The following is a 19,814-nucleotide window of genomic DNA, read 5'->3' on the forward strand; positions in this document are numbered from 1 at the left end:
GGCGGACCTAGCTCAGCCCGAGCGCGCGCTCGAAGGCGCCGGCCTCCAACCGCTCCTTCATCGTCACCAGGAACCGGGCCGCGTCGGCCCCGTCGACGATGCGGTGGTCGTAGGACAGCGCCAGATACACCATCGACCGGATCGCGATGGTCTCGCCGAGGTCCGGGCTGGTGACCACGACCGGCCGCTTCACGACCGCGCCCGTGCCCAGGATCCCGACCTGCGGCTGGTTGATGATTGGCGTGTCGAACAGCGCGCCGCGGCTGCCGGTGTTGGTCAGGGTGAACGTCCCGCCGCCCAGCTCGTCCGGGCTCACCTTGTTGTCGCGGGTGCGCTCGGCCAGGTCGGCGATCTTGCGGGCGATACCGGCCAGGTTGAGGTCGCCGGAGTCGTGGATGACCGGGACGAGCAGGCCGCGGTCGGTGTCGACGGCGATGCCCAGGTGTTCGGCGTCGTGGAACGTGATCGTCTTCGCGTCCATGTCCACGGAGGAGTTGACGACGGGGTGCGCTTTGAGGGCCTCGATGGCCGCGACGGCGAAGAAGGGCAGGAACGACAACTTGACGCCCTCGCGCGCCTCGAACTGCGCCTTGGCGGCCTGCCGCAGCCGGGCGATCTTGGTGACGTCCACTTCGACGACCGTGGTGAGCTGCGCGGAGGTTTGCAGCGACTCGACCATGCGGGTGGCGATGACCTGCCGCATGCGCGACATCTTCTCCACCTTGCCGCGCTGGGCCGCCGCAGCGTTCGGGGCCTGCGTCGGCGCCGTGGTGGCGGCAGCCGGCGCCGCAGCCGGCGCTGCCGGAGCCGGTTCGGCCGCCTTCTCGGCGGCGGCGAGCACATCGGACTTGCGGATGCGGCCGCCGACGCCAGTGCCCTCGATGGCCGACAGGTCGATGCTGTGCTCGGCGGCCAGCTTGCGGACCAGGGGGGTCACGTAGGCGCCGGCAACCTCGTCGCCGTCCACATCGGCCGGGCGAGAGTCCGATGAGGACTCCGAGGCCGACGAGTCGGTCGGTGTTTCAGTCGGTGCCGAGGCGGGAGGTTCCTCCGGCGTCGCGGCCGGTGGGCTGGCCGGCCGGCTGCCCGACGCGGCTGGCGCAGGGGTCGGCGCGGGGGCCGGCCGCGGCTTCTCGGTCGGGCGCTCGGGCTCGGCTTCCGGACGCTGCTCGGCGACCGGCTCGGGTTCGGGCTCCGGTTCGGGCTCCGGCTCCGGCTCCGGCTCCGGCTCCGGCTCCGGCTCCGGCTCCGGCTCCGGTTCGGGCTGCTCCTCGGCCGCCGCGCCACCGGAGTCCGCGTCACCGGAGTCGGCCTCACCGCCTCCGCTCTCGCCCGCCTCGCCGATCACGGCCAGCTCGACACCGATCTCGACCGTCTCGTCCTCCTGGACCTTGATCGAGAGCAGGGTGCCGGACGCGGGGGAGGGAACCTCGGTGTCGACCTTGTCGGTCGAGACCTCGAGCAACGGCTCGTCGGCGTCGACGTGCTCGCCCTCGGCCTTCAGCCAGCGGGTCACGGTTCCCTCGGTAACGCTCTCACCCAGGCGCGGCATGGTCACGGACGTCGGCATGGTTTGGTGTGCTCCTTCAGCGGGTGCGGCGGCGAACGAGGGTCAGTCGTGGACGTGCAGGGGCTTGCCGGCCAGAAGCAGGTGCGCCTCACCGATCGCCTCGGACTGCGTCGGGTGCGGATGGATCAGCTGGGCGACCTCGCTGGGCAGGGCTTCCCAGTTGTAGATGAGCTGCGCCTCGGCGATGAGCTCACCGACGCGGTCGCCGACGATGTGGATGCCGAGAACCGGGCCGTCCTTCTCGGCGACGAGCTTGACGGCACCCTTGGTGTTCAGGATCGCGCTGCGGCCGTTACCGGACAGGTCGTAGGTGACCGTGGTGATGTTGTCGGCGCCGAACTTCTCGGCCGCCTGCGTCTCGGTGTAGCCGACCGAGGCGACCTCGGGCTGGCTGTACGTGATGCGCGGGACGCCGGCGTAGTCGATCGGGACGACCGGCAGCCCGGCGATGTGCTCGGCGACGAGGATCCCTTCGGCGAACCCGACGTGGGCGAGCTGCAGGGTCGGGATGAGGTCGCCGACCGCGTAGACGCCGTCGACCGACGTCCGGCAGTACTCGTCGACGGTGACGAACCCGCGGTCCATCGCGATGCCCTGCTCCTCGTAACCGAGGTTGGCCGTCGTCGGCCCGCGGCCGACCGAGACGAGCAGGACCTCGGCGTCGAGGGTCTCGCCGCCCTCGAGCGTCACCCGGACGCCGGCGTCGGTGTGCTCGACCTTCTCGAAGCGGGCGCCGAGCTTGAACCCGATGCCCCGGCGGCGGAACGCGCGCTCGAGCAACTTGCTGTTGGCCTCGTCCTCGAGGGGGACGAGGTGCGGCAGCGCCTCGACGATCGTGACCTTCGAGCCGAACGACGTCCAGGCCGAGGCGAACTCGCAGCCGATCACTCCGCCGCCCAGGACCACCGCGGTCTCGGGCACGTGGTCGAGCTGCAGCGCGTGCTCGCTGGCGATGACCCGTTGCCCGTCGAGGTCGAGCCCCGGAAGGGTCCGGGAGTAGGAACCGGTGGCCAGGACGAGGTTGGCGCCGGTGTAGGTGCCGTCGCCGACCTGCACCGACTTCGGGCCGACGAGGCGGCCCTCGCCCTCGATCGTCTGGATGCCGCGGCTCTTGATGAGTCCCTGCAGGCCCTTCCAGTTCTTCGAGATGACGCCGTCCTTGTACTTGTGGACGCCGGCCATGTCGACGCCCTCGAAGGTGGCGTTGACGCCGAAGGTGGCGCTCTCTCGCGCACCGTCGGCGATCTCGCCGGCGTGCAACAGGGCCTTGGTGGGGATGCACCCGCGGTGCAGGCAGGTTCCGCCGACCTTGTCCTTCTCGATCAGCGTCACCGACTTGCCCAGTTCGGCCGCCCGCAACGCGGCCGCGTAGCCACCGCTGCCGCCGCCGAGGATCACGAGATCGGATTGAATGTCTGCCACGGGTGCTCCTGCCTCGTTCCGAGACCGCCGGTCGAATCTCCCGACGGTCGCCTCGGACCATCTTGGCACTGCGGCTCGACGCGCTGCAGCGGCAGTCGGCTACCGATAGGTAGGCGACCTTTCTGGGCCGGTTCTGAGGTGGCGATGCCATCATGAGCGCAACCCCGGGGCGGGCCGGGCGACGGCGAGGGCGGTGCGATCGGACGTGGGTCTGCTCAGGCGCGGCCGCAATCGGCCGGGAACGCTGCGCGCGGCGACCTCCGGCGACGTCGACCATCTGCGCGAGTTCATCCGTTCACGGCAGGGCGTCGAGGCCTACCTCGAACCCCGAACCGCGGTCACCGACACGACGGTCGTGCTCGTCGCCGCTGACGGCGAGTGGACGCGCCGGCGGGTGAGCGACACGCACGCGGCCGAGAGCCTGGCCAAGAAACACGCGATTCCGCTATATGACGCGGTCAAGGTGGGGTATCCCCAACGCATGCGTGACTGGACGGCCCGACGCAAAGAGTCCGGCGGCCGATCGTTCGGCGGCTCCGACGGGGTCCCGTCATGACGCTTCCCGGCGAGCACGGGCACCCTCGGCCCCGTCCGTTGCCGTTCCCGCGGGACGAGCCGCCGCCCGACCTGCCGTCCGGCACTCCGGTCGAGGCACTCGGCGCCGCGCTCGTCGGTGCCCGCCGCGCCGACCGGCTACCCCTGCCGCGATGGATAGGCGCGTTGGCCGTGGGCAGCCTCGTCGGCTTCCTGCCGTGGCTCGTCTACCTCGGCTTCACCCTTCCTTCGAAGGTTAGGGCCGAGCACTACGACCTCGCGTGGCTCGGTTTCGACTGCGCCATGTGGTCCGTCCTCGCGCTCCTGGCGTTCTGCGCGCTGCGGCGCCACGCCGCGACCGGCCCCGTTGCCGCCGTCGCGTCGATGATGCTGGTCGTCGACGCCTGGTTCGACGTGTTCACAAGTTCGGCCGGGCACGGCGAAATGGCTCTGGCAATCGTGCTCGCGCTGTGTGGCGAGCTGCCGCTGGCCATCCTCTGCGGCTGGGCGGCGGTGCACGCCGAGCGGATCCGGACCCGGGCCTACCGCAGCCTGCACATCCGCTGGGAACGGGCCGTGCGCGCCGCCGACGACGCGATCGCGATCAACCGGCGGCAAGCTGCTCGACGGCCGTGATGAGCGTCCGGACGCCGGCACCGGTTCCGCCCTTGGGCGTGTAGTCGCGCGGTCCGCCGTTGTTGTACGCCGGTCCGGCGATGTCGAGGTGCACCCAGGGCAGGTGGTCGGGGACAAACTCCTGCAGGAATCGGCCGGCGACCAGCATGCCGCCGAACCGCTCGCTGGGCACGTTCACCAGGTCGGCGACGGGGGAGTCGAGGTCGCGGCGCAGATGGGCCGGCAGCGGCATCGCCCAGGCCCCCTCGCCGGCGGCGTCGGCGGCGGAGACCACGGCGTCGCGCCACTCCGGTTCGCCCATGGCCCCGATGACCCGGGTGCCCAGCGCCACCATCTGCGCGCCCGTGAGCGTGGATACCTCGATCAGCCGATCGGGGGCGTCCTCGGCGGCGCGGGTGATGGCGTCGGCCAGGATGAGGCGCCCCTCGGCGTCGGTGTCGGTCACCTCGACCGTGCGGCCGCTGCGCATGGTGAGGATGTCCGACGGTCGGTAGGACGTCGCTGACGGCAGGTTCTCCGCCATCGGGACGGTGACGGTGACCGACACCGGCACCTTCAGCGCCGCGAGCGCGAACGTGCTGGCGATGACGGCCGCGGCGCCACCCATGTCGGACTTCATCCAGGTGAGGTTCGCCGTCTTGAGGTTCAGACCGCCGGAGTCGTACGTGATGCCCTTGCCGACCAGGGCGACGTGCGCCTTCGGTTTGGCCGGCCGGTAGCTGATGCGGACCAGCCGGGGCAGGTGGACGCTGCCTTGCCCGACCCCGAGGATCCCCCCGAACTTGCCGCGCTTGAGCGCGCGCTCGTCGAGGACCTCGACAGTCAGCCCGCGCTCCTCGGCCAGCGCCCGCACCCGCTCGGCGAAAGTCTGCGGATAGAGGTCGTTCGGGGGCGTGTTCACCAGGTCGCGGGTGAGCGCGACCGCCTCGGCCACGATCACCGCCCGCCGCACCTCGGCGCGGGCCGAGGCCGGAGCGGCCAGCGTGATGGCCCGCAGTTCTCGCTTGGCCGGCCGGGACTTGTACGGGCTGAACGCGTAGGCACCGAGCAGAGCGCCTTCGACCAGCGCGCCGGCGGGGGCGTCGAGAGCGAGGTGCACGCGCCGTGAGCCGGTCAGCGCCCGCAGCGCGACGCCGGCGGCTCGGCGGGCGGCCTCGCCGTCGGCAGGGTCCTCGCCGAGGCCGACGCCCAGGACGAGTGGATAGTCGGCCAGGCCGAGCGTGGGGATCTTGACGATCTCCTCCGGCTTGCCTTTGGCCTCGAGCGCCCGGAGCGCCTGGCCCAGCCGCTGGCCCAGTGCCGCCTCGACCGGCTCGGCACCGGGGGCCGGCCGCGGTCCGTCCTTCGTCCTGCGGATACCGATCACCACAGCGTCGGCACGGATTGCTGCGGTGGGGGACGTGACAGAGACCGACGGCATGACGTGATCGTATGCAGCGCCCGCTCGGTAGGTTGTCGCGCATGAGCGAGCTCGCAAGCGAATCAGAGGCAACGCACGACCTTCTGCGTTCCCCGCTGCACGACCGACACGTCGCCCTGGGCGCGAAGCTCGCCGACTTCGGCGGATGGGAGATGCCCATCGAGTACACCGCGAGTGGCGGCGGTGTGTTGAAGGAACACTCGGCCGTGCGCGACGCGGTCGGCCTCTTCGACGTGTCACACCTCGGCAAGGCGACGGTCCAGGGCCGCGGCGCGCGGGACTTCGTCAACCGCTGCCTGTCCAACGATCTCGGCCGGATCGAACCCGGGCAGGCGCAGTACACGCTGTGCTGCGACCAGTCGGGCGGCGTGGTCGACGACCTGATCGCCTATCTCGTCAGTGACGACGACGTGTTCCTCGTCCCCAACGCCGCCAACACCGACGAGGTCGTGCGCCGGTTGGCCGGGGCCGCCCCCGACGGCGTCGAGGTCACCGGCCGGCACCGCGACTTCGGCGTCCTCGCCGTCCAGGGGCCGCGCGCGGCCGACGTGCTGGACCGGCTGGGCCTCCCGTCGGCGCTGAACTACATGTCCTATGCCGACGCGGCATGGGACGGGCGCCCGGTCCGCATCTGCCGCACCGGCTACACAGGCGAGCACGGCTACGAACTCCTTCCGCGGTGGGACGACGCGCTACCGCTCTGGGACGCGCTGGCCGACGTCGTCCGCGGGCTCGGCGGCATGCCCGCCGGCCTCGGCGCGCGGGACACCTTGCGCACCGAGATGGGCTATCCGCTGCACGGCCAGGACCTGTCACTCGACATCTCGCCGTTGCAGGCCCGCTCCGGCTGGGCCGTCGGCTGGAAGAAGGAGCAATTCTGGGGCCGGGACGCGCTGCTGGCCGAGAAGGCGGCCGGGCCGGCCCGGGTGCTGCGGGGACTGGAGTCGCTCGACCGGGGCATTCCGCGGGCGCACATGCCGGTTCTGGCCGCGGGCGGCGAGACCGTCGGCGAAGTCACCAGCGGCACCTTCTCACCGACGAGGCGCGTCGGCATCGGCCTGGCCTTGATCTCGACCGACTCCGGCGTCGAGGACGGCGACGAGTTGGAGGTCGACGTCCGGGGGCGGCGCAGCAAGGTACGCGTGGTCCGTCCGCCGTTCGTGGAGTCCCACGTCCGCTGATTCGCGGCCTACGGTTCCGGATCGTCGGGATCGGCGGCGTCGACCGGCTTGCCGCCCGGTTCGGTCGTGTGCTCGACCGGAAACCCGGAATCGCCGACCGGAAGCGCCGGCGAATTGCGCAACGCGTTGATCGTCGAATTGAGGAAGGCGACGAACGGGACGGCGAGCAGGGCGCCGACTATCCCGGCCAGCAGCGTGCCGGTCAGGACGGACAGCGCGATCGCCAACGGATGAACTTCCACGCTGCGACTCATGATCAACGGCTGCAACAGGTGTGCCTCGAGCTGCACGAGAACGATGATCGCGATGGCCACGACGATCGCCGCGGTCACCCCGTGTTCCAGAAGGGCGACGGCCACACAGAGCGTGCCGGTTACCGTCAGGCCGACCAGGGGGACGAAGGAGCCCAGGAAGATCAGCACGCCGAGTGCCGCGGCGAGCGGTATGCGCAGCACGAACAGCACGATCATCACCGAGATGCCGTGGAACACCGCGATGAGCACCTGCCCGCGCATGTAGCCGCCGAGCGTGCCCCAGCCGGCCCGGCCGGCGAGGTCGAGCCGTTTGTGCGCCGCACGGGGGAACAGCCGCACCGTCCATTCCCAGATCTGGTCGCCGTCGCGGAGCAGAAAGAATGTCGACAGCAGGATGAGCAGTATCGCGCCGAGCGCCTCGAGGATGGTACGGGCCGTCTGCAGCGCGCCGCTGATGAGCTGGCCTTGGTGATCCTTGATCGTCTTGGTCAGCTTCTCGGCCATCTTGTCGACGTCGGACGACTTGAGATGCAACGGGCCCTTGTGCAGCCAATCCCGCGTCTTCGCCACGAAGTTGCTCAGCTGGTCGGCCAGCTCGGAGGAGTGGGCGCTGATCTGCCACGTGACGAACGAGGCGATGGCCGCGAACGCGGCGATGCCGACCAGCAACGCGAGCAGGGAGGACACCGAGCGGGAGCCGGGAACGCGCCGGAAGAAGACCTCGAGAGGATGCAGTACCGCGGTGAAGAACAGCGCCAGGACGAAGGAGAAGGCGACCAGTTCGATCTTGAGAAAGGCGCGGCCAAGGATGTAGATGCCGAGGCCGATGACGAGCAGCCGCCACGTCCAGGCCGCGGCGACGCGGACGCCCCACGTCACCTCGTCCATCGCGTTCTCGTCGGAGTTCTTACTCACTGTCGGCCTCCGCACTGGTCATGGCGGCGGCGCGGAGGAGGCCGATCGCGAGCAGCCCCGCCGTGCCGTTCCCCCGGCTGGTGCCGATGTTCAGCAGTGGCCGGACGGCGAGTTCGGCAACCACCTTCTGGTGGATGCGGTCGTCGGAGGTGTCGGCGAACTGCCACCAACGCGCCACCCGGGTCTGGATGTCGAAGCAGAACAGTGCGGCAGCGGCGGCTCCCGTCCCGTCCAGGATGATCGGCGTGCGCCGTCCGGTGGCCCGCAGCAGGAATCCGACCGACGCGGCGAAGACCGGGCTGTCGAGCGCGGCCAGCAGGTCGTCGGGTCGGCTGCGCAACGCGGCCACTCGTCGGCGGGCGTCGCGCAGGTCCTCGGCCCGGGTCACCCACCCCTGGGTGTCGATCGCGGCCGCGCCCCGGGGAAGCAGGGCGACCGGCTCGGTGCCGGTGAGCAGCCCGACGCTGATTGCGGCCGCATTGGTCGGATCGTGCGCGGCCAGCACGGTGAGGTCGGTGCCGGAGTCCGCCTCGTCGTCGGCGATCGCCGTAGCCTGCGCGAAGGCCGCCCGGGGGTCGCCGGGAAGGTCGATTTCCCGCACACCGACGTCCAGGGAGTCGGCGAGCTCGGCCACCGAGTCCTCGACCTCGCCGATGACGATGCAGCGGGGGCGGGTCGACCGCCCCGGCGGGAAGCGGCCGGCGGTGGCAGCCAGCCACTCGACCAGCTCGGCCAAGCGGCCCGATCCGGTCCGAGTCTGGGCTCGGGCCGCCGCGGCTGCCTCTGCGTCCGTCCAGTCCACGTCGGCGCCCAGGTCGAGCAGGGGGGCGGTCACCGGCTCAGTATGCCCAGGCGCTCGACTAGGGTCCCGAAGGATCGCGCACCGATCGAGCGGAGGCTGGCAATGACGTGGACGTGGCGACTCGAGGCGGCCGACGGAACCGAGCTGCCCACCCCGTCCTCGCCCGGGCACCAGAACCAGTCCGACGCGGAGAGCTGGCTCGGTGAGCATTGGCGGGAGCTGGCCGACGACGGGGTCGCCCAGGCGACGTTGTTCGAGGAGGGCCGCAAGGTCTACGGCCCCATGTCGCTCGCCGAGGGCTGACCCCGTCCATTCCGGAGCCACGCAGCGGCGCGACACACCGCGTGTCGCGCCGCTCCCGGGCCGAGGCAGGACGGTCAGACGGCGACCAGTTCGCCGGTGGCCGGCTCGGGATGGGTCATCGTGATCCGCCCCGGCCACCAGTTCCTGCGGCCGAGCAGCATCATCAGCGAGGGGAGCACGATCACTCGGACCACGAGCGCGTCGACGAGCACCGCGACGGCCAGCCCGATGCCGATCTCCTTCATCTCGATCATGTGCAGCGAGGCGAAGATGGCGAACACCGAGACCATCACCAGGGCCGCGCTCGTCACCGTCCCGGCCGAGCCGGTGATGCCTTCGCGGATCGCATCCCGGGTCGAGAGGCCCCGCTGGGCGGCCTCCCGGATCCGGCTGATGACGAACACGTGGTAGTCCATCGACAGCCCGAACAGCACGGCGAAGGTGAACAGCGGGATCCAGTTGATCAGGTGTCCGGTCGACCTGAAGCCGAGCAGCGACTCGGCCCACGAGTTCTGGAAGGTCAGCACCAGGACACCGAACGCCGCTCCGGCCGACAGCAGGTTCACCGCGGCCGTCGTCACCGCGATCACCGCCGAGCGGAACACCCAGCCCATGATCAGCATCGTCAGCAGGACCACGAACCCGATCACCCACGGCAGGTGGTCGGACATGTTGGTGTCGGTGTCCATGCTCGAGGCCGTGTCCCCGCTGACGGCGAACCGCGCGCCGTCGACGCTTCCCAGGGCGTCGGGAATCAGCGTCGAGCGCAGCACCTGCACACCCTGCCGGGCCTTGGCCGCCTCGGCGTCGAACGGTGCGTTCAACGTGAGGACGTGCACGGTCGCGTCCCTGGAGGCCCGCAGGTCCGGAAGCGCGCTGCGCACGGAGAGACCGGTCGAATCGGCGCCCCGCGCAACACGGCGCAACGCCTGCTCCACCGCGGCGGACTGGGCGGCCGGCGCGTTCACGACGATCCGCTGATCGGTTGCCTTCGACGGGAAGGCCTCCGTCAGTCGCGTCATCGTGTGGGTCTCGGCGATCGACGACGGCAAGGAATCGAGGCTGCCCGACGCCAGCTTCATGCCGAGGGCCGGCAGCGCCACCGCGCCGAGCAGCACCACGGAGATGGTCAAGGTGCGAGCCGGGTGGTTGAGCGAGGGACGCAGCAGGGCCGGCCAGAGACGAGCGGGCCGATCCTGGTCGGTCAACCGCCACAGCACCGGCACGCGGGGCCGGTCGATGCGCCGGCCGAGCTTGACCAGCAGCGCCGGCAGCACCGTCAGGGAACCGAGCACGGCCACGGCCACGACGATGATGGATCCCGTGGCCAGCGAGGCGAAGGTGGAATCGCCGCCGAAGTACAGGCCGAACATCGACACCATGACTGCGAGGCCCGACACCAGCACCGAGTGGCCGGCGGTTTCGGCCGCGATCTCGACGGCGTCGAGCTGGCTGCGACCGCGGTGCCGTTCGGCCCGCGCCCGCTTGACGTAGAAGAGTGAGTAGTCGACGCCGACGGCCATGCCGACGAGCAGGATCATGCTCGAGATCGTGTCCGCGCTCGGCAGCACCTGGGAGGCGATCGTCGCCAACCCGGTGGCCGATGCCACCGCCGACAGTGCGAGCAGCACCGGGACGCCGGCGGCCACGATGGCGCCGAAAGCGATCAGCAGGATCACCAGCGTGACCGGGATGCTGTAGGTCGCCGCCGCCGACAGGTCGGAGCCGACCTGGTCGTTGATGGCGTCGTTCATCGAGACCGAGCCGACCTCCTCGACCCGCAGCGCAGGAAAGGCTCTCTGCACCGCGGCGGTGGCGTCGAGCAGCGGCTTGGCGGAGGCGTCGTCGTGCAGCGTGAGCTGCACCGTCATCGCCGACCGGTCGGCCGAGGTGACCGGGGAGCCGACCGCGGCCACTTCGGGCAGCGTCCGCATCCGCGCGGCCGCGGCGGCGAGAGCCTTCCGCGCGTCCGTTGCGTCGAGATGACCGGTCCGGGCGGTGACGAGGACGTTCTCGGTGTCGGGGGACTCGAGGCCCGAATCGTGCAGCCACTGCGCGGCCTGCTTCGACTGGCCGGACATCTGGTCGATGTCGCTCAGTTTGTGCAACCCCATGCTGCTGCCGACCGCGACGCTCGCGGCGACGAAGACGAGCCAGAGGGCGATCGCCCGCCACGGTTGGGTCGCGCTCCACCGGGCCACCAGTACGGTGACCGGCCGGCTTTGCGTTCCTGACTTCTGGGACACGTGAGTGCCTTTCGTGCGTGCTGAGTTCTGACGCTCGTCACGCTGCCGTCGCACTGCCTCGCCGGCACTGGGCCTGAGTCCCCGGCCATGGTGGACTTTTCTCCACCGGCGAGTGGGCTCCGGTGCGTCAAGATGGACCGGTGATCGACGGATTCGCACCTCGCCTGAAGCTGCTGGCGTGGTCCATCACGGCGACGGCCCTGGCCGCCGTCTGCCTCCTGTTGTTCGTGCTGACGGTGACCAGCACGGCGTTGATCACGGTCTGGATCGGTGTGCCGATGCTGCTGGCGACGATGTCCGCCGTGCGCCCGCTCGCCGACCTGCACCGCCGCCGGATCGGCTCGGTCGACGGTCAGCCGCCCATCGAATCGCCGTACCTGACGGTGCCGAGAGGCAACCTGCTGGTGCAGACCCGGGCGCTGTTCCAGGACCCGGCGCGGTGGCGCGACGCCGGGTGGCTCGTGGCCAACGGGTCGGCCGGGCTCGCGCTGGCGGTCGTCGGCATCGTCGAGGGTGTGTTCGACCTGCTGTTCTGGTGGCTGCCCCCGGGCATGGCCATGCGGGCCCATGCCAGTGTCAACCGGTCGATGCTCTCGGTGTCGGAGAAGAGTCGGCTCGCCCTTCGGGTCGAACAGCTGACCGAGTCGCGCGCCGAGACCGTCGACACCCAGGCGGCCGAACTGCGCCGCATCGAGCGCGATCTGCACGACGGGGCGCAGGCCCGGCTGGTCGCGTTGGGCATGAACCTGGCGCTGGCCGAGCAGGAGTTCAGCCGCAATCCCGCCAGCGCCCGCGCGCTGCTCACCGAGGCCCGGGCGGCGAGCAGCGACGCACTGGCCGAGCTGCGCGACCTGGTGCGCGGCATCCATCCCCCTGTGTTGGCCGACCGCGGTCTCGTCGGTGCGGTGCAGGCGCTGGCGCTCGCCGTCCCGATGCCGGTCGAGGTGGACGCTCCGCTCGACAGACGGATGTCGGCGCCGGTCGAGTCGGCGGCCTACTTCGCCGTCGCCGAGGCGCTGGCGAACGTGATCAAGCACTCCGCCGCCCACCACGCGTGGATCAGCCTGCGGCGTTCCGGGGACGTCCTGACGGTTGTTGTCCGTGACGACGGTGCCGGGGGCGCCGACCCCGCGCTCGGCACCGGCTTGCGCGGTATCGAGCGCCGGCTCTCGGCGTTCGACGGCACGCTCGCCATAGAAAGCCCACCAGGCGGACCGACGGAACTCGTTATGGTGCTGCCGTGCGCGTCGTCCTCGCTGAAGATCTCGCCCTCCTCCGGGACGGCTTGATCCGGCTGCTCGAGGCCAACGACTTCGAAGTCGTCGAGGCGGTCGACAACGGGCCGTCGCTGTTGCGGGCACTGACCACCCAGAAGCCCGATGTCGCCGTCGTCGACGTCCGGTTGCCGCCGTCGTTCACCGACGAGGGGTTGCGGGCCGCCATCGAAGCGCGGCAGCAGGTCCCCGGCCTGCCGATCCTCGTTCTCTCGCAGTACGTCGAGCAGCTCTACGCCCGGGAGTTGCTGGCCGACCGATCCGGCGGTGTCGGCTACCTGCTCAAGGACCGGGTGTTCAACGTCGAGCAGTTCGTCGACGCCGTGCGCCAGGTCGCCGGCGGCGGAACGGCGATGGACCCGGAAGTGGTCACGCAGCTGCTGACCCGGCGCTCGGCCGCCGACGACCCGCTGACGACGTTGACGCCGCGCGAGCGCGAAGTGCTCTCGCTGATGGCCGAGGGACGTTCCAACGCGGCCATCGCCGCCCAGATGTTCGTCACCGAGAAGGCGGTCAGCAAGCACACGAACAGCATCTTCCTGCGGCTCGGGCTGCCGCAGTCAGAAGACGACAACCGACGGGTGCTGGCCGTCCTGACCTACCTGAACGGCTGAGACGTGGCCTGGACCGCGCCCGTCCCCGCGCCCGTCGACGGCCCGCTGGTCGGCTCCGACCGGCCGATGCTGGAGGGCTATCTCGGCTGGCAGCGGGCGACACTGCTGAACATCTGTGCCGGCCTGTCCGCCGACCAGCTGGCGACCCGCCCGCTCCCGGCGTCCAACCTGTCGCTTCTCGGCCTCGTCCGGCACGCCGCCAAGGTCGAGCGCATCTGGTTCCGCATCCGCGCGGCGGGGGAGGCGATCGGGCCGCTGTACGACCCGGCGTTGGGCAAGGACCACGACTTCGACCACCTGGACCCGGGTGACGCGGAGGCGGCCTTCGACCGGTTACGGGCCGAGTGGGCGGCGGCCGACGCGGCCGCGGCGGCGCTGGACTTCGACTCCACCTTCGAGGTGCACGACGACGCGTTCTCGCTGCGGATGGTGTACGTGCACATGATCGGCGAGTACGCCCGGCACAACGGCCACGCCGATCTGCTGCGTGAGCAGCTGGACGGAGTCACCGGCCGTTGAGCGCGCGGGTTTGATCAGGTTTTCCTCCGCCGGCGTCGCCGGCGGCCGTCGGCAGCGTCGCTGACGGAGGAAAAGCTGATCGACTGGCTGGACGGCGGGCTAGATCGGGTCGCCGCGCTCGACCTGGGGCTTCGGCAGCCGCCACCGGCGCGGGAGATAGGCCCGGCTGCCGGCGTAGAAGCCGATCGTCATGTTGCCGCCCTGTGCCGAGCCGTCGCGCTCGATGGCGAGGGTCCGGATGCCCTTGCCGATCACGTACCACTCCATCAGCAGGGCGATGAAGACGACGAGCACGATGATCTGGAGCTGCGGCAGCGCCAGGCCGGCGATCATGACCGGGAACAGGAAGAGCAAGTAGTTGCTCAGCAGGCGCCGCGAGTCGACGTAGTCGCGGGCGAGCTTGCGGGTCGGGCCCTGGTCGCGCCGCGGCAGCGCGGTCGGGTCGCCCCGCCGCAGGGCCGCGCGCTGCTCGGCGACGGTGCGCGGCTTGGCCGTAGCCCGGTCGGTCTTCTGCTGCCGGGCGAGCTGCTTCTGCCGGGCATATGCCTCTTTGCGGGTCTTGGGCGCGGACACCGGCCCGCGCTTGCCCTGTGATTCCCGCCGCTTGGGCGTGGGCCGGCCCTTGCGTGGTGCGGCGGCCGCGTCCGGTTCCGATTCGTCGACAGTGGCGACATCGGCGTCGGCGGGCTTCTCGCGGCGGGACAGCTTCACGGGGCTCACGATACCGGCCCCGTCGGAGCCGCCCGGCCCGACGGACGTGCGCGCCCCAGTGATCAGGGCAGCGCGAGCATCCGGTCGAGGGCCAGCCGGGCGTTCTCCGCGACTCGGGGCTCGACGGTGATCCGGTTGACCACCCCGCCGCGGGCCAATGACTCGAGCGAGTGCACCAGGTGTGGCAGGTCGATGCGGTTCATCGTCGAGCAGTAGCAGACCGTCTTTTCGAGGAAGACCACTCGCTTGTCCGGATGCCGCGCCGCCAGGCGACGGACCAGGTTGAGTTCGGTGCCGACGGCCCAGGACGAGCCGGCCGGAGCGGCCTCGAGCACCCGGATTATGTACTCGGTGGAGCCGACCTGGTCGGCGGCGAGGACCACGTCGTGGCGGCACTCGGGGTGCACCAGGATGTTGACGTCGGGGATCCGGCGACGCACGTCGGCCACGTTGTCGGCGGTGAACCGCCCGTGCACCGAGCAGTGCCCGGCCCACAGGATCATCTTCGCGTCGCGCAGTTGCCGGACGGTGAGACCGCCCTCGGGCTTGTGCGGGTTGAAGACCACGCACTCCTCCAGCGGGATGCCGAGCTGCAGCACCGCGGTGTTGCGCCCGAGGTGTTGGTCGGGCAGGAAGAGCACCTTCTCGCCGCCCGTAGCCGAGTCGAACGCCCAGCGCAGGGCCCGTTCGGCGTTGGACGACGTGCAGACCGCACCGCCGTGTTCGCCGGCGAAACCTTTGATCGCCGCGGACGAGTTCATGTAGGTGATCGGGACGGTGACGTCGGCGATGCCCGCGGCCGACAGCACCTCCCACGCCTCGACAACCTGCTGGTAGGACGCCATGTCGGCCATGGAGCAACCGGCCGCCAGGTCGGGCAGGATCACCTGCTGCTGCCGACCCGTGAGGATGTCGGCCGACTCGGCCATGAAATGCACGCCGCAGAAGACGATGTACTCCGCCTCGGGACGGGCGGCGGCGTCCTTGGCCAACTTGAAGGAGTCGCCGGTCACATCGGCGAACTGGATTACCTCGTCGCGTTGGTAGTGATGGCCGAGCAGGAACGCCCGTGCGCCGAGGGCCTCGCGGGCCGCGCGGGCCCGCTCGACCAGCGTGGGATCGGACGCCGCGGGCAACTCGCCGGGGCAATCCACGCCGCGCTCGGAATCCGGATCGGTGCCCCGACCCAGTAGCAACAGGGCCAACGGGGTCGCCGCCGGCTCGGTAAAGGTCATGCCGGGATGGTATCGGCGCGGTGAACGGCTCACCTTCGTCGTTGCGATGGTTACCATTGGAATAGCGGCCGGGATGCCCCGGTTGCCACCGATAGTCGAATCACACGCTTGCACCAGGCTTGCACCAGGACTTTGGGAGCGATATGACCACCACCGAAACCTCCGTCGAGCTCACCGCCGCGCCGGCCGACGCCCCGGCCAAGGACGTGTCGCTCACCGAAGGCGCCGCGGTCAAGGTCCGCGCCCTGCTCGACCAGGAAGGTCGCGACGACCTCCGCCTGCGCATCGCCGTGCAGCCCGGCGGCTGCGCCGGCCTGCAGTACCAGCTCTTCTTCGACGAGCGCAGCCTGGACGGCGACATCGAGGTCAACGTCCACGGTGTTCCGCTCGTCCTCGACCGGATGAGCGCCCCGTACCTCGGCGGCGCCACGATCGACTTCACCGACACGATCGAGCAGCAGGGCTTCACGATCGACAACCCGAACGCGGGCGGCGGCTGCGCGTGCGGTAACTCGTTCTGCGGCTGACGCGCGGCCGTCCTACCGCCAGGTAGCCTCTGCGCATGCCTGTACTCGTTGCTGGGTCCATCGCGACCGACCACTTGATGCACTTCCCGGGGAAGTTCTCCGAGCAGCTGCTCGCCGATCAGCTGCACAAGGTGTCGCTGTCGTTCCTGGTCGACGAACTCGTCGTCCGCCGCGGCGGCGTGGCCCCCAACATCTGTTACGGCATGGCGCAGCTCGGCGGCGCGCCGGTGCTCATCGGCGCGGTGGGCCAGGACTTCGACGAGTACCGGAACTGGCTGACCCACCACGGCGTCAACTGCGACTTCGTCTACGTCTCGCCCAAGCACCACACCGCTCGCTTCGTCTGCACGACCGACGAGGAGATGAACCAGATCGGCTCGTTCTACGCCGGGGCGATGGGTGAGGCGAACCGCATCTCGATCGCCGATGCCTGGAAGGCGGCCGACGCCGACCTCGCCGTGATCAGTGCCTACGACCCGGCCGCGATGGTCCAGCACAGCGCCGAGTGCCGCGAGCACGGCTTCCGCTTCGCCGCCGACCCGTCGCAGCAGATCGCCCGGATGAGCGGCGAGCAGATGCGCGGGCTCATTGAGGGCGCCGACCTGCTCTTCACCAACGACTACGAGAAGAGCCTGCTCGAGTCGAAGACCGGGCTGGCCGAGGCCGACATCCGGGCCATGGTCAACGTCCAGGTCACGACACTGGGCTCCAAGGGCGTCGAGATCACCGGCCGCGAGGTCGAGCGGGTCCACGTCCCCGTGGCCAAGGAGCGGGCGAAGCACGACCCGACCGGCGTCGGCGACGCCTTCCGCGCCGGCTTCCTCACCGCCCGCGAGTGGGGCCTGTCGTGGGAGCGCGCGGCCCAGGTCGGCAGCCTGCTCGCGACGATGGTCCTCGAGACCGTCGGCACGCAGGAGTACAGCGTGGAGAAGGACGCCTTCAGCGCCCGCCTGGCCGAGTCCTACGGCGACGACTGCGCGGCCGAGGTCCTGCCCCACCTGGTCTGAGGCGTAACTGCCGGCCTGGCGGTCAGCCTCGAGCCGCGCGTACGGCGGCGACCACGTCGTCGAACATCGCGCGGTCGAGCTGTGCCCCTTCGCGGCGCACCTCCGCGGGATCCAACGTCAGGATCCGGTCGACCCGCACTTCACTCGGCCGGTGCCGGGAGTCCCACGCTCCGGCGCCGATGTCGAGCCAATGACGTCCGTGCCGCTCCTCGTCCTCGGCGTCGAGATCGTGGTCCTTGCTGGAGAGCATCACACCGAGCAAGTAGTGGTCGGTGAACCCGAGGACGAGGACGGGCCGGTCCTTGCCGCGGCTCGGATCGTCCTCGTAGGGCACCCAGGTCCAGACGATCTCGCCCGGGTCGGCGTGCCCGTCCGGATGCGGCGCGTAGGCGAACTCGATGGCGCCGACGTGATCGGGCAGCGCCGCCATCTCAGAGGCGGACGGGATAGACGGGCGCGGGGACCTCCGGGGTGATGCGGCCCTCGACGAAGATGCCGTGCCAGGTGAGGAACACCAGTAGCGTCCAGATCTTGCGCGAGTAGTCGTGCGGTCCGCTGCGGTGCGCCTCCAGCAGGCGCAACGCGGCGTCGCGGTCGATGAGTTCGTCGGCCTGGGACTCGGTGATGATCGCGCGGGCCCACTCGTACATGACGTCCTTGAGCCAGTGCCGGATGGGGACGGGGAACCCGAGCTTCGCGCGGTTGAGTACGTGCGGCGGGACGATCTGGGTGAGCGCCTGGCGCAGCGCGTACTTCGTCGTCTCCTTGGTGATCTTCAGATCCGTCGGGATGGACGATGCGACGTTGAACACCTCGGTGTCGAGGAAGGGCACCCGCAGCTCGAGGGAGTTGGCCATCGTCATCTTGTCCGCCTTGACGAGAATGTCGCCGCGCAGCCAGGTGAAGAGGTCGACGTACTGCATGCGGGTCGAGTCGTCGAGGTGGGTGGTCTGGTCGTACAGCTTGCGGGTGACGTCCATGTAGGACACGTCCGGGTCGAAGCGGCGGTAGAGGCCCTGCATCTCGTCGGGACGGAAGATGCGGGCGTTGCCGTAGTAGCGCTCCTCGATGCCGATCGCGCCGCGGCGCAGCAGATCCTTGCCCCGCCGTCCCTCGGGGATCCGCGTCGAGAGCCGACCCAGGCCGCGCCGCGCGGAAGCCGGGAGGTAGTTGAACGCCTTGAGCGAGATCGGCTCGCGGTAGATCGTGTAGCCGCCGAAGAGTTCGTCGGCTCCTTCGCCGGACAGCACGACCTTGACGTGCTTGCGGGCCTCACGGGCGATGAAGTACAGCGGCACGAGGGCCGGGTCGGCCACCGGATCATCGAGGTACCAGACGATGAGCGGCAGAGTCTCCATCATCTCCTCGGCGCTCACCACCTTCGTGATGTGCTCGACTCCGATTGCCGCGGCCGATTCGGCCGCCACGTCGATCTCGCTGAAGCCCTCGCGCTCGAAGCCGGTGGTGAACGTCAGCAGCTTCGGGTTGTGCCGCCGGGCCAGCGCCGCGATCGCCGTCGAGTCGATGCCTCCGGACAGGAACGCGCCCACGGTGACGTCGGCCCGCATGTGTTTCTCGACCGAGTCCTCGAGGGCCTCGGTGATCTGCCGGAACAGCTTGTCCGGTTCCGCGACGGGCTTGATCGCGAAGTCCGGGTGGAAGTAGCGGTGGGTGCGCAACTGCTCGCCCGGCTTCAACGTGAAGTACGTCCCCGACTCGACGCGGCCGATGGCCTGGTGCATCGATGCCGGCTCCGGGACGTACTGCAGCGTCAGGTAGTGCTGCAACGACGTGGTGTCGACCGCCTTCGCGACGTCGGGCCCGGCTACGTCCAGCAGAGACTTCTTCTCACTGGCGAAGAACGTGCCGCGGTCGTCGCTGTAGGTGTACATCGGCTTGATGCCGAACCAGTCGCGGGCGCCGAACAGCACCCGCTCGTGCGAGTCCCAGATGAGGAAAACGAACATGCCGCGTAGTTCGCGCACGACCTTCGGGCCGAGGTAGTGGTAGCCGGCGACGATCGCCTCGCCGTCGCCGTCGGTTTCGAACGTCGCGCCGAACTCGCGGGCCAGTCGCTCCCGCAGCTCGAGATAGTTGTAGATCTCACCGTTGAAGATCAGCTCGTAGCGCCCGTCCATCCAGGGGAGCGGCTGGTGTGAGCGGTCGATGTCGATGATCGACAGGCGGCGGAACCCGATCGCGGCGTCGTCGTCGTGCCACACGCCGCCCTCGTCCGGGCCGCGGTGGCGCATGTCGGGCAGCGAGGCGTCGACCTCGTCGGCGACGAGCGCCGCTGATCCGTTCGCCGAGAGGAAACCGATGAGTCCGCACACGAGTCCAGTATTACGGTTCGCGCCGACGGCATGATGCAGCCCATGTCACTGGTCGAGGTGAGAGACGTGCCCGCCGTCGGCGAATTGCCCTTCGATGAAGTGCTGAGCCTGTACGAATCAGTTGGCTGGACCGTCTACACGCGGGAGCCGGAGCGGATTCGCGCGGCGCTGGCCGGGTCCTCGTTCGTGGCCGGTGCGTTCGCGGGGGAACGGCTCGTAGGACTCGTTCGCGCGATCTCTGACGACGCGTCGATCAGCTACGTCCAGGACGTGCTGGTGCACGCCGACGCCCAGCGATCGGGCGTCGGCCG

The 19,814-nt window shown here is 70.1% G+C and carries 19 protein-coding genes and 1 pseudogene; 10 read left to right on the forward strand and 10 right to left on the reverse strand.

Going from position 1 to position 19,814, the window contains the following annotated elements; genetic code table 11:
• Positions 1-7: 7 nt before the first annotated feature.
• Together sucB and lpdA are read right to left on the reverse strand one after the other, a co-directional pair.
• Positions 8-1,591: pseudogene (gene sucB / locus ABR571_RS11285) on the reverse strand (2-oxoglutarate dehydrogenase, E2 component, dihydrolipoamide succinyltransferase); the annotation flags it as partial.
• A gap of 21 nt (positions 1,592-1,612) precedes the next feature.
• A complete protein-coding gene (gene lpdA, locus ABR571_RS11290) occupies positions 1,613-2,992 on the reverse strand; it encodes a dihydrolipoyl dehydrogenase (protein WP_409453300.1) in 1,380 nt (459 codons plus the stop codon).
• Between the two features lie 205 nt (positions 2,993-3,197).
• Here lpdA and ABR571_RS11295 point away from each other — a divergent pair, with 205 nt between their 5' ends.
• Both ABR571_RS11295 and ABR571_RS11300 read left to right on the forward strand, forming a co-directional pair.
• Positions 3,198-3,548, forward strand: coding sequence for an oxidoreductase (locus ABR571_RS11295; RefSeq protein WP_409453301.1), 351 nt, complete (start codon positions 3,198-3,200; stop codon positions 3,546-3,548).
• Entirely contained in the window at positions 3,545-4,162 is a 618-nt protein-coding gene (locus ABR571_RS11300; protein ID WP_409453302.1) for a hypothetical protein, read from the forward strand. Before ABR571_RS11295 ends, ABR571_RS11300 begins: the two co-directional genes overlap by 4 nt.
• Here ABR571_RS11300 and ABR571_RS11305 read toward each other — a convergent pair.
• Positions 4,131-5,582 carry a leucyl aminopeptidase gene (locus tag ABR571_RS11305; protein ID WP_409453303.1) on the reverse strand — a complete coding sequence of 484 codons (1,452 nt, stop codon included), beginning with the start codon at positions 5,580-5,582 and terminating at the stop codon, positions 4,131-4,133. The two genes, ABR571_RS11300 and ABR571_RS11305, sit on opposite strands and share 32 nt — an antisense overlap.
• Before the next feature lie 41 nt (positions 5,583-5,623).
• Here ABR571_RS11305 and gcvT point away from each other — a divergent pair, with 41 nt between their 5' ends.
• Positions 5,624-6,763 (forward strand): glycine cleavage system aminomethyltransferase GcvT, encoded by a 1,140-nt coding sequence (gcvT, locus tag ABR571_RS11310; protein ID WP_409453304.1) that lies wholly within the window; start codon positions 5,624-5,626, stop codon positions 6,761-6,763.
• Positions 6,764-6,771: 8 nt separating this feature from the next.
• Here gcvT and ABR571_RS11315 read toward each other — a convergent pair whose 3' ends face one another.
• Positions 6,772-7,932 carry an AI-2E family transporter gene (locus ABR571_RS11315; protein WP_409453305.1) on the reverse strand — a complete coding sequence of 387 codons (1,161 nt, stop codon included), beginning with the start codon at positions 7,930-7,932 and terminating at the stop codon, positions 6,772-6,774.
• Positions 7,925-8,767: a nicotinate-nucleotide--dimethylbenzimidazole phosphoribosyltransferase gene (locus ABR571_RS11320; RefSeq protein WP_409453306.1), complete on the reverse strand. Its 843-nt coding sequence runs from the start codon at positions 8,765-8,767 to the stop codon at positions 7,925-7,927. The genes ABR571_RS11315 and ABR571_RS11320 overlap by 8 nt, the downstream gene beginning before the upstream one ends.
• A 69-nt stretch (positions 8,768-8,836) precedes the next feature.
• Between ABR571_RS11320 and ABR571_RS11325 the strand changes: the two genes are divergently transcribed.
• On the forward strand, positions 8,837-9,037 hold the full coding sequence (locus tag ABR571_RS11325; RefSeq protein ID WP_409453307.1) for a hypothetical protein: 201 nt from the start codon (positions 8,837-8,839) through the stop codon (positions 9,035-9,037).
• A gap of 74 nt (positions 9,038-9,111) precedes the next feature.
• On the opposite strand, the gene ABR571_RS11330 is transcribed toward ABR571_RS11325, so the two are convergent.
• Complete coding sequence (locus ABR571_RS11330) at positions 9,112-11,283, reverse strand: MMPL family transporter (RefSeq protein ID WP_409453308.1); 2,172 nt, start codon at positions 11,281-11,283, stop codon at positions 9,112-9,114.
• A gap of 140 nt (positions 11,284-11,423) precedes the next feature.
• Here ABR571_RS11330 and ABR571_RS11335 point away from each other — a divergent pair, with 140 nt between their 5' ends.
• The 3 genes from ABR571_RS11335 to ABR571_RS11345 are packed head-to-tail and all read left to right on the forward strand — an operon-like array spanning position 11,424 to position 13,690.
• Complete coding sequence (locus tag ABR571_RS11335) at positions 11,424-12,572, forward strand: sensor histidine kinase (protein WP_409453309.1); 1,149 nt, start codon at positions 11,424-11,426, stop codon at positions 12,570-12,572.
• On the forward strand, positions 12,524-13,171 hold the full coding sequence (locus ABR571_RS11340; protein ID WP_409453310.1) for a response regulator: 648 nt from the start codon (positions 12,524-12,526) through the stop codon (positions 13,169-13,171). The genes ABR571_RS11335 and ABR571_RS11340 overlap by 49 nt, the downstream gene beginning before the upstream one ends.
• A 3-nt stretch (positions 13,172-13,174) precedes the next feature.
• A complete protein-coding gene (locus ABR571_RS11345) occupies positions 13,175-13,690 on the forward strand; it encodes a DinB family protein (RefSeq protein WP_409453311.1) in 516 nt (171 codons plus the stop codon).
• 99 nt (positions 13,691-13,789) lie between these two features.
• Here the strand turns inward: ABR571_RS11345 and ABR571_RS11350 are convergent, their stop codons facing one another.
• The gene (locus ABR571_RS11350; protein WP_409453312.1) at positions 13,790-14,401 is read right to left on the reverse strand and encodes a DUF3043 domain-containing protein; all 612 of its coding nucleotides are present in this window, start codon (positions 14,399-14,401) and stop codon (positions 13,790-13,792) included.
• Positions 14,402-14,463: 62 nt separating this feature from the next.
• Positions 14,464-15,636 (reverse strand): quinolinate synthase NadA, encoded by a 1,173-nt coding sequence (nadA, locus tag ABR571_RS11355; RefSeq protein ID WP_409453313.1) that lies wholly within the window; start codon positions 15,634-15,636, stop codon positions 14,464-14,466.
• A 143-nt stretch (positions 15,637-15,779) separates the two neighbouring features.
• Between nadA and ABR571_RS11360 the strand changes: the two genes are divergently transcribed.
• Both ABR571_RS11360 and ABR571_RS11365 read left to right on the forward strand, forming a co-directional pair.
• Positions 15,780-16,163 (forward strand): HesB/IscA family protein, encoded by a 384-nt coding sequence (locus ABR571_RS11360; protein ID WP_409453314.1) that lies wholly within the window; start codon positions 15,780-15,782, stop codon positions 16,161-16,163.
• Positions 16,164-16,198: 35 nt separating this feature from the next.
• Positions 16,199-17,170 (forward strand): carbohydrate kinase family protein, encoded by a 972-nt coding sequence (locus ABR571_RS11365; RefSeq protein WP_409453315.1) that lies wholly within the window; start codon positions 16,199-16,201, stop codon positions 17,168-17,170.
• Positions 17,171-17,192: 22 nt separating this feature from the next.
• On the opposite strand, the gene ABR571_RS11370 is transcribed toward ABR571_RS11365, so the two are convergent.
• The gene (locus ABR571_RS11370; RefSeq protein WP_409453316.1) at positions 17,193-17,600 is read right to left on the reverse strand and encodes a type II toxin-antitoxin system PemK/MazF family toxin; all 408 of its coding nucleotides are present in this window, start codon (positions 17,598-17,600) and stop codon (positions 17,193-17,195) included.
• Position 17,601: 1 nt separating this feature from the next.
• The gene (asnB, locus tag ABR571_RS11375; protein ID WP_409453317.1) at positions 17,602-19,503 is read right to left on the reverse strand and encodes an asparagine synthase (glutamine-hydrolyzing); all 1,902 of its coding nucleotides are present in this window, start codon (positions 19,501-19,503) and stop codon (positions 17,602-17,604) included.
• A 30-nt stretch (positions 19,504-19,533) separates the two neighbouring features.
• Between asnB and ABR571_RS11380 the strand changes: the two genes are divergently transcribed.
• Positions 19,534-19,814, forward strand: a 281-nt coding sequence (locus ABR571_RS11380; RefSeq protein WP_409453318.1) for a GNAT family N-acetyltransferase, incomplete at its 3' end; no start/stop codon positions are given.

Source organism: Jatrophihabitans sp. (assembly GCF_046262535.1).
In the GTDB taxonomy this organism is placed as follows: Bacteria; Actinomycetota; Actinomycetes; order Mycobacteriales; family Jatrophihabitantaceae; genus Jatrophihabitans.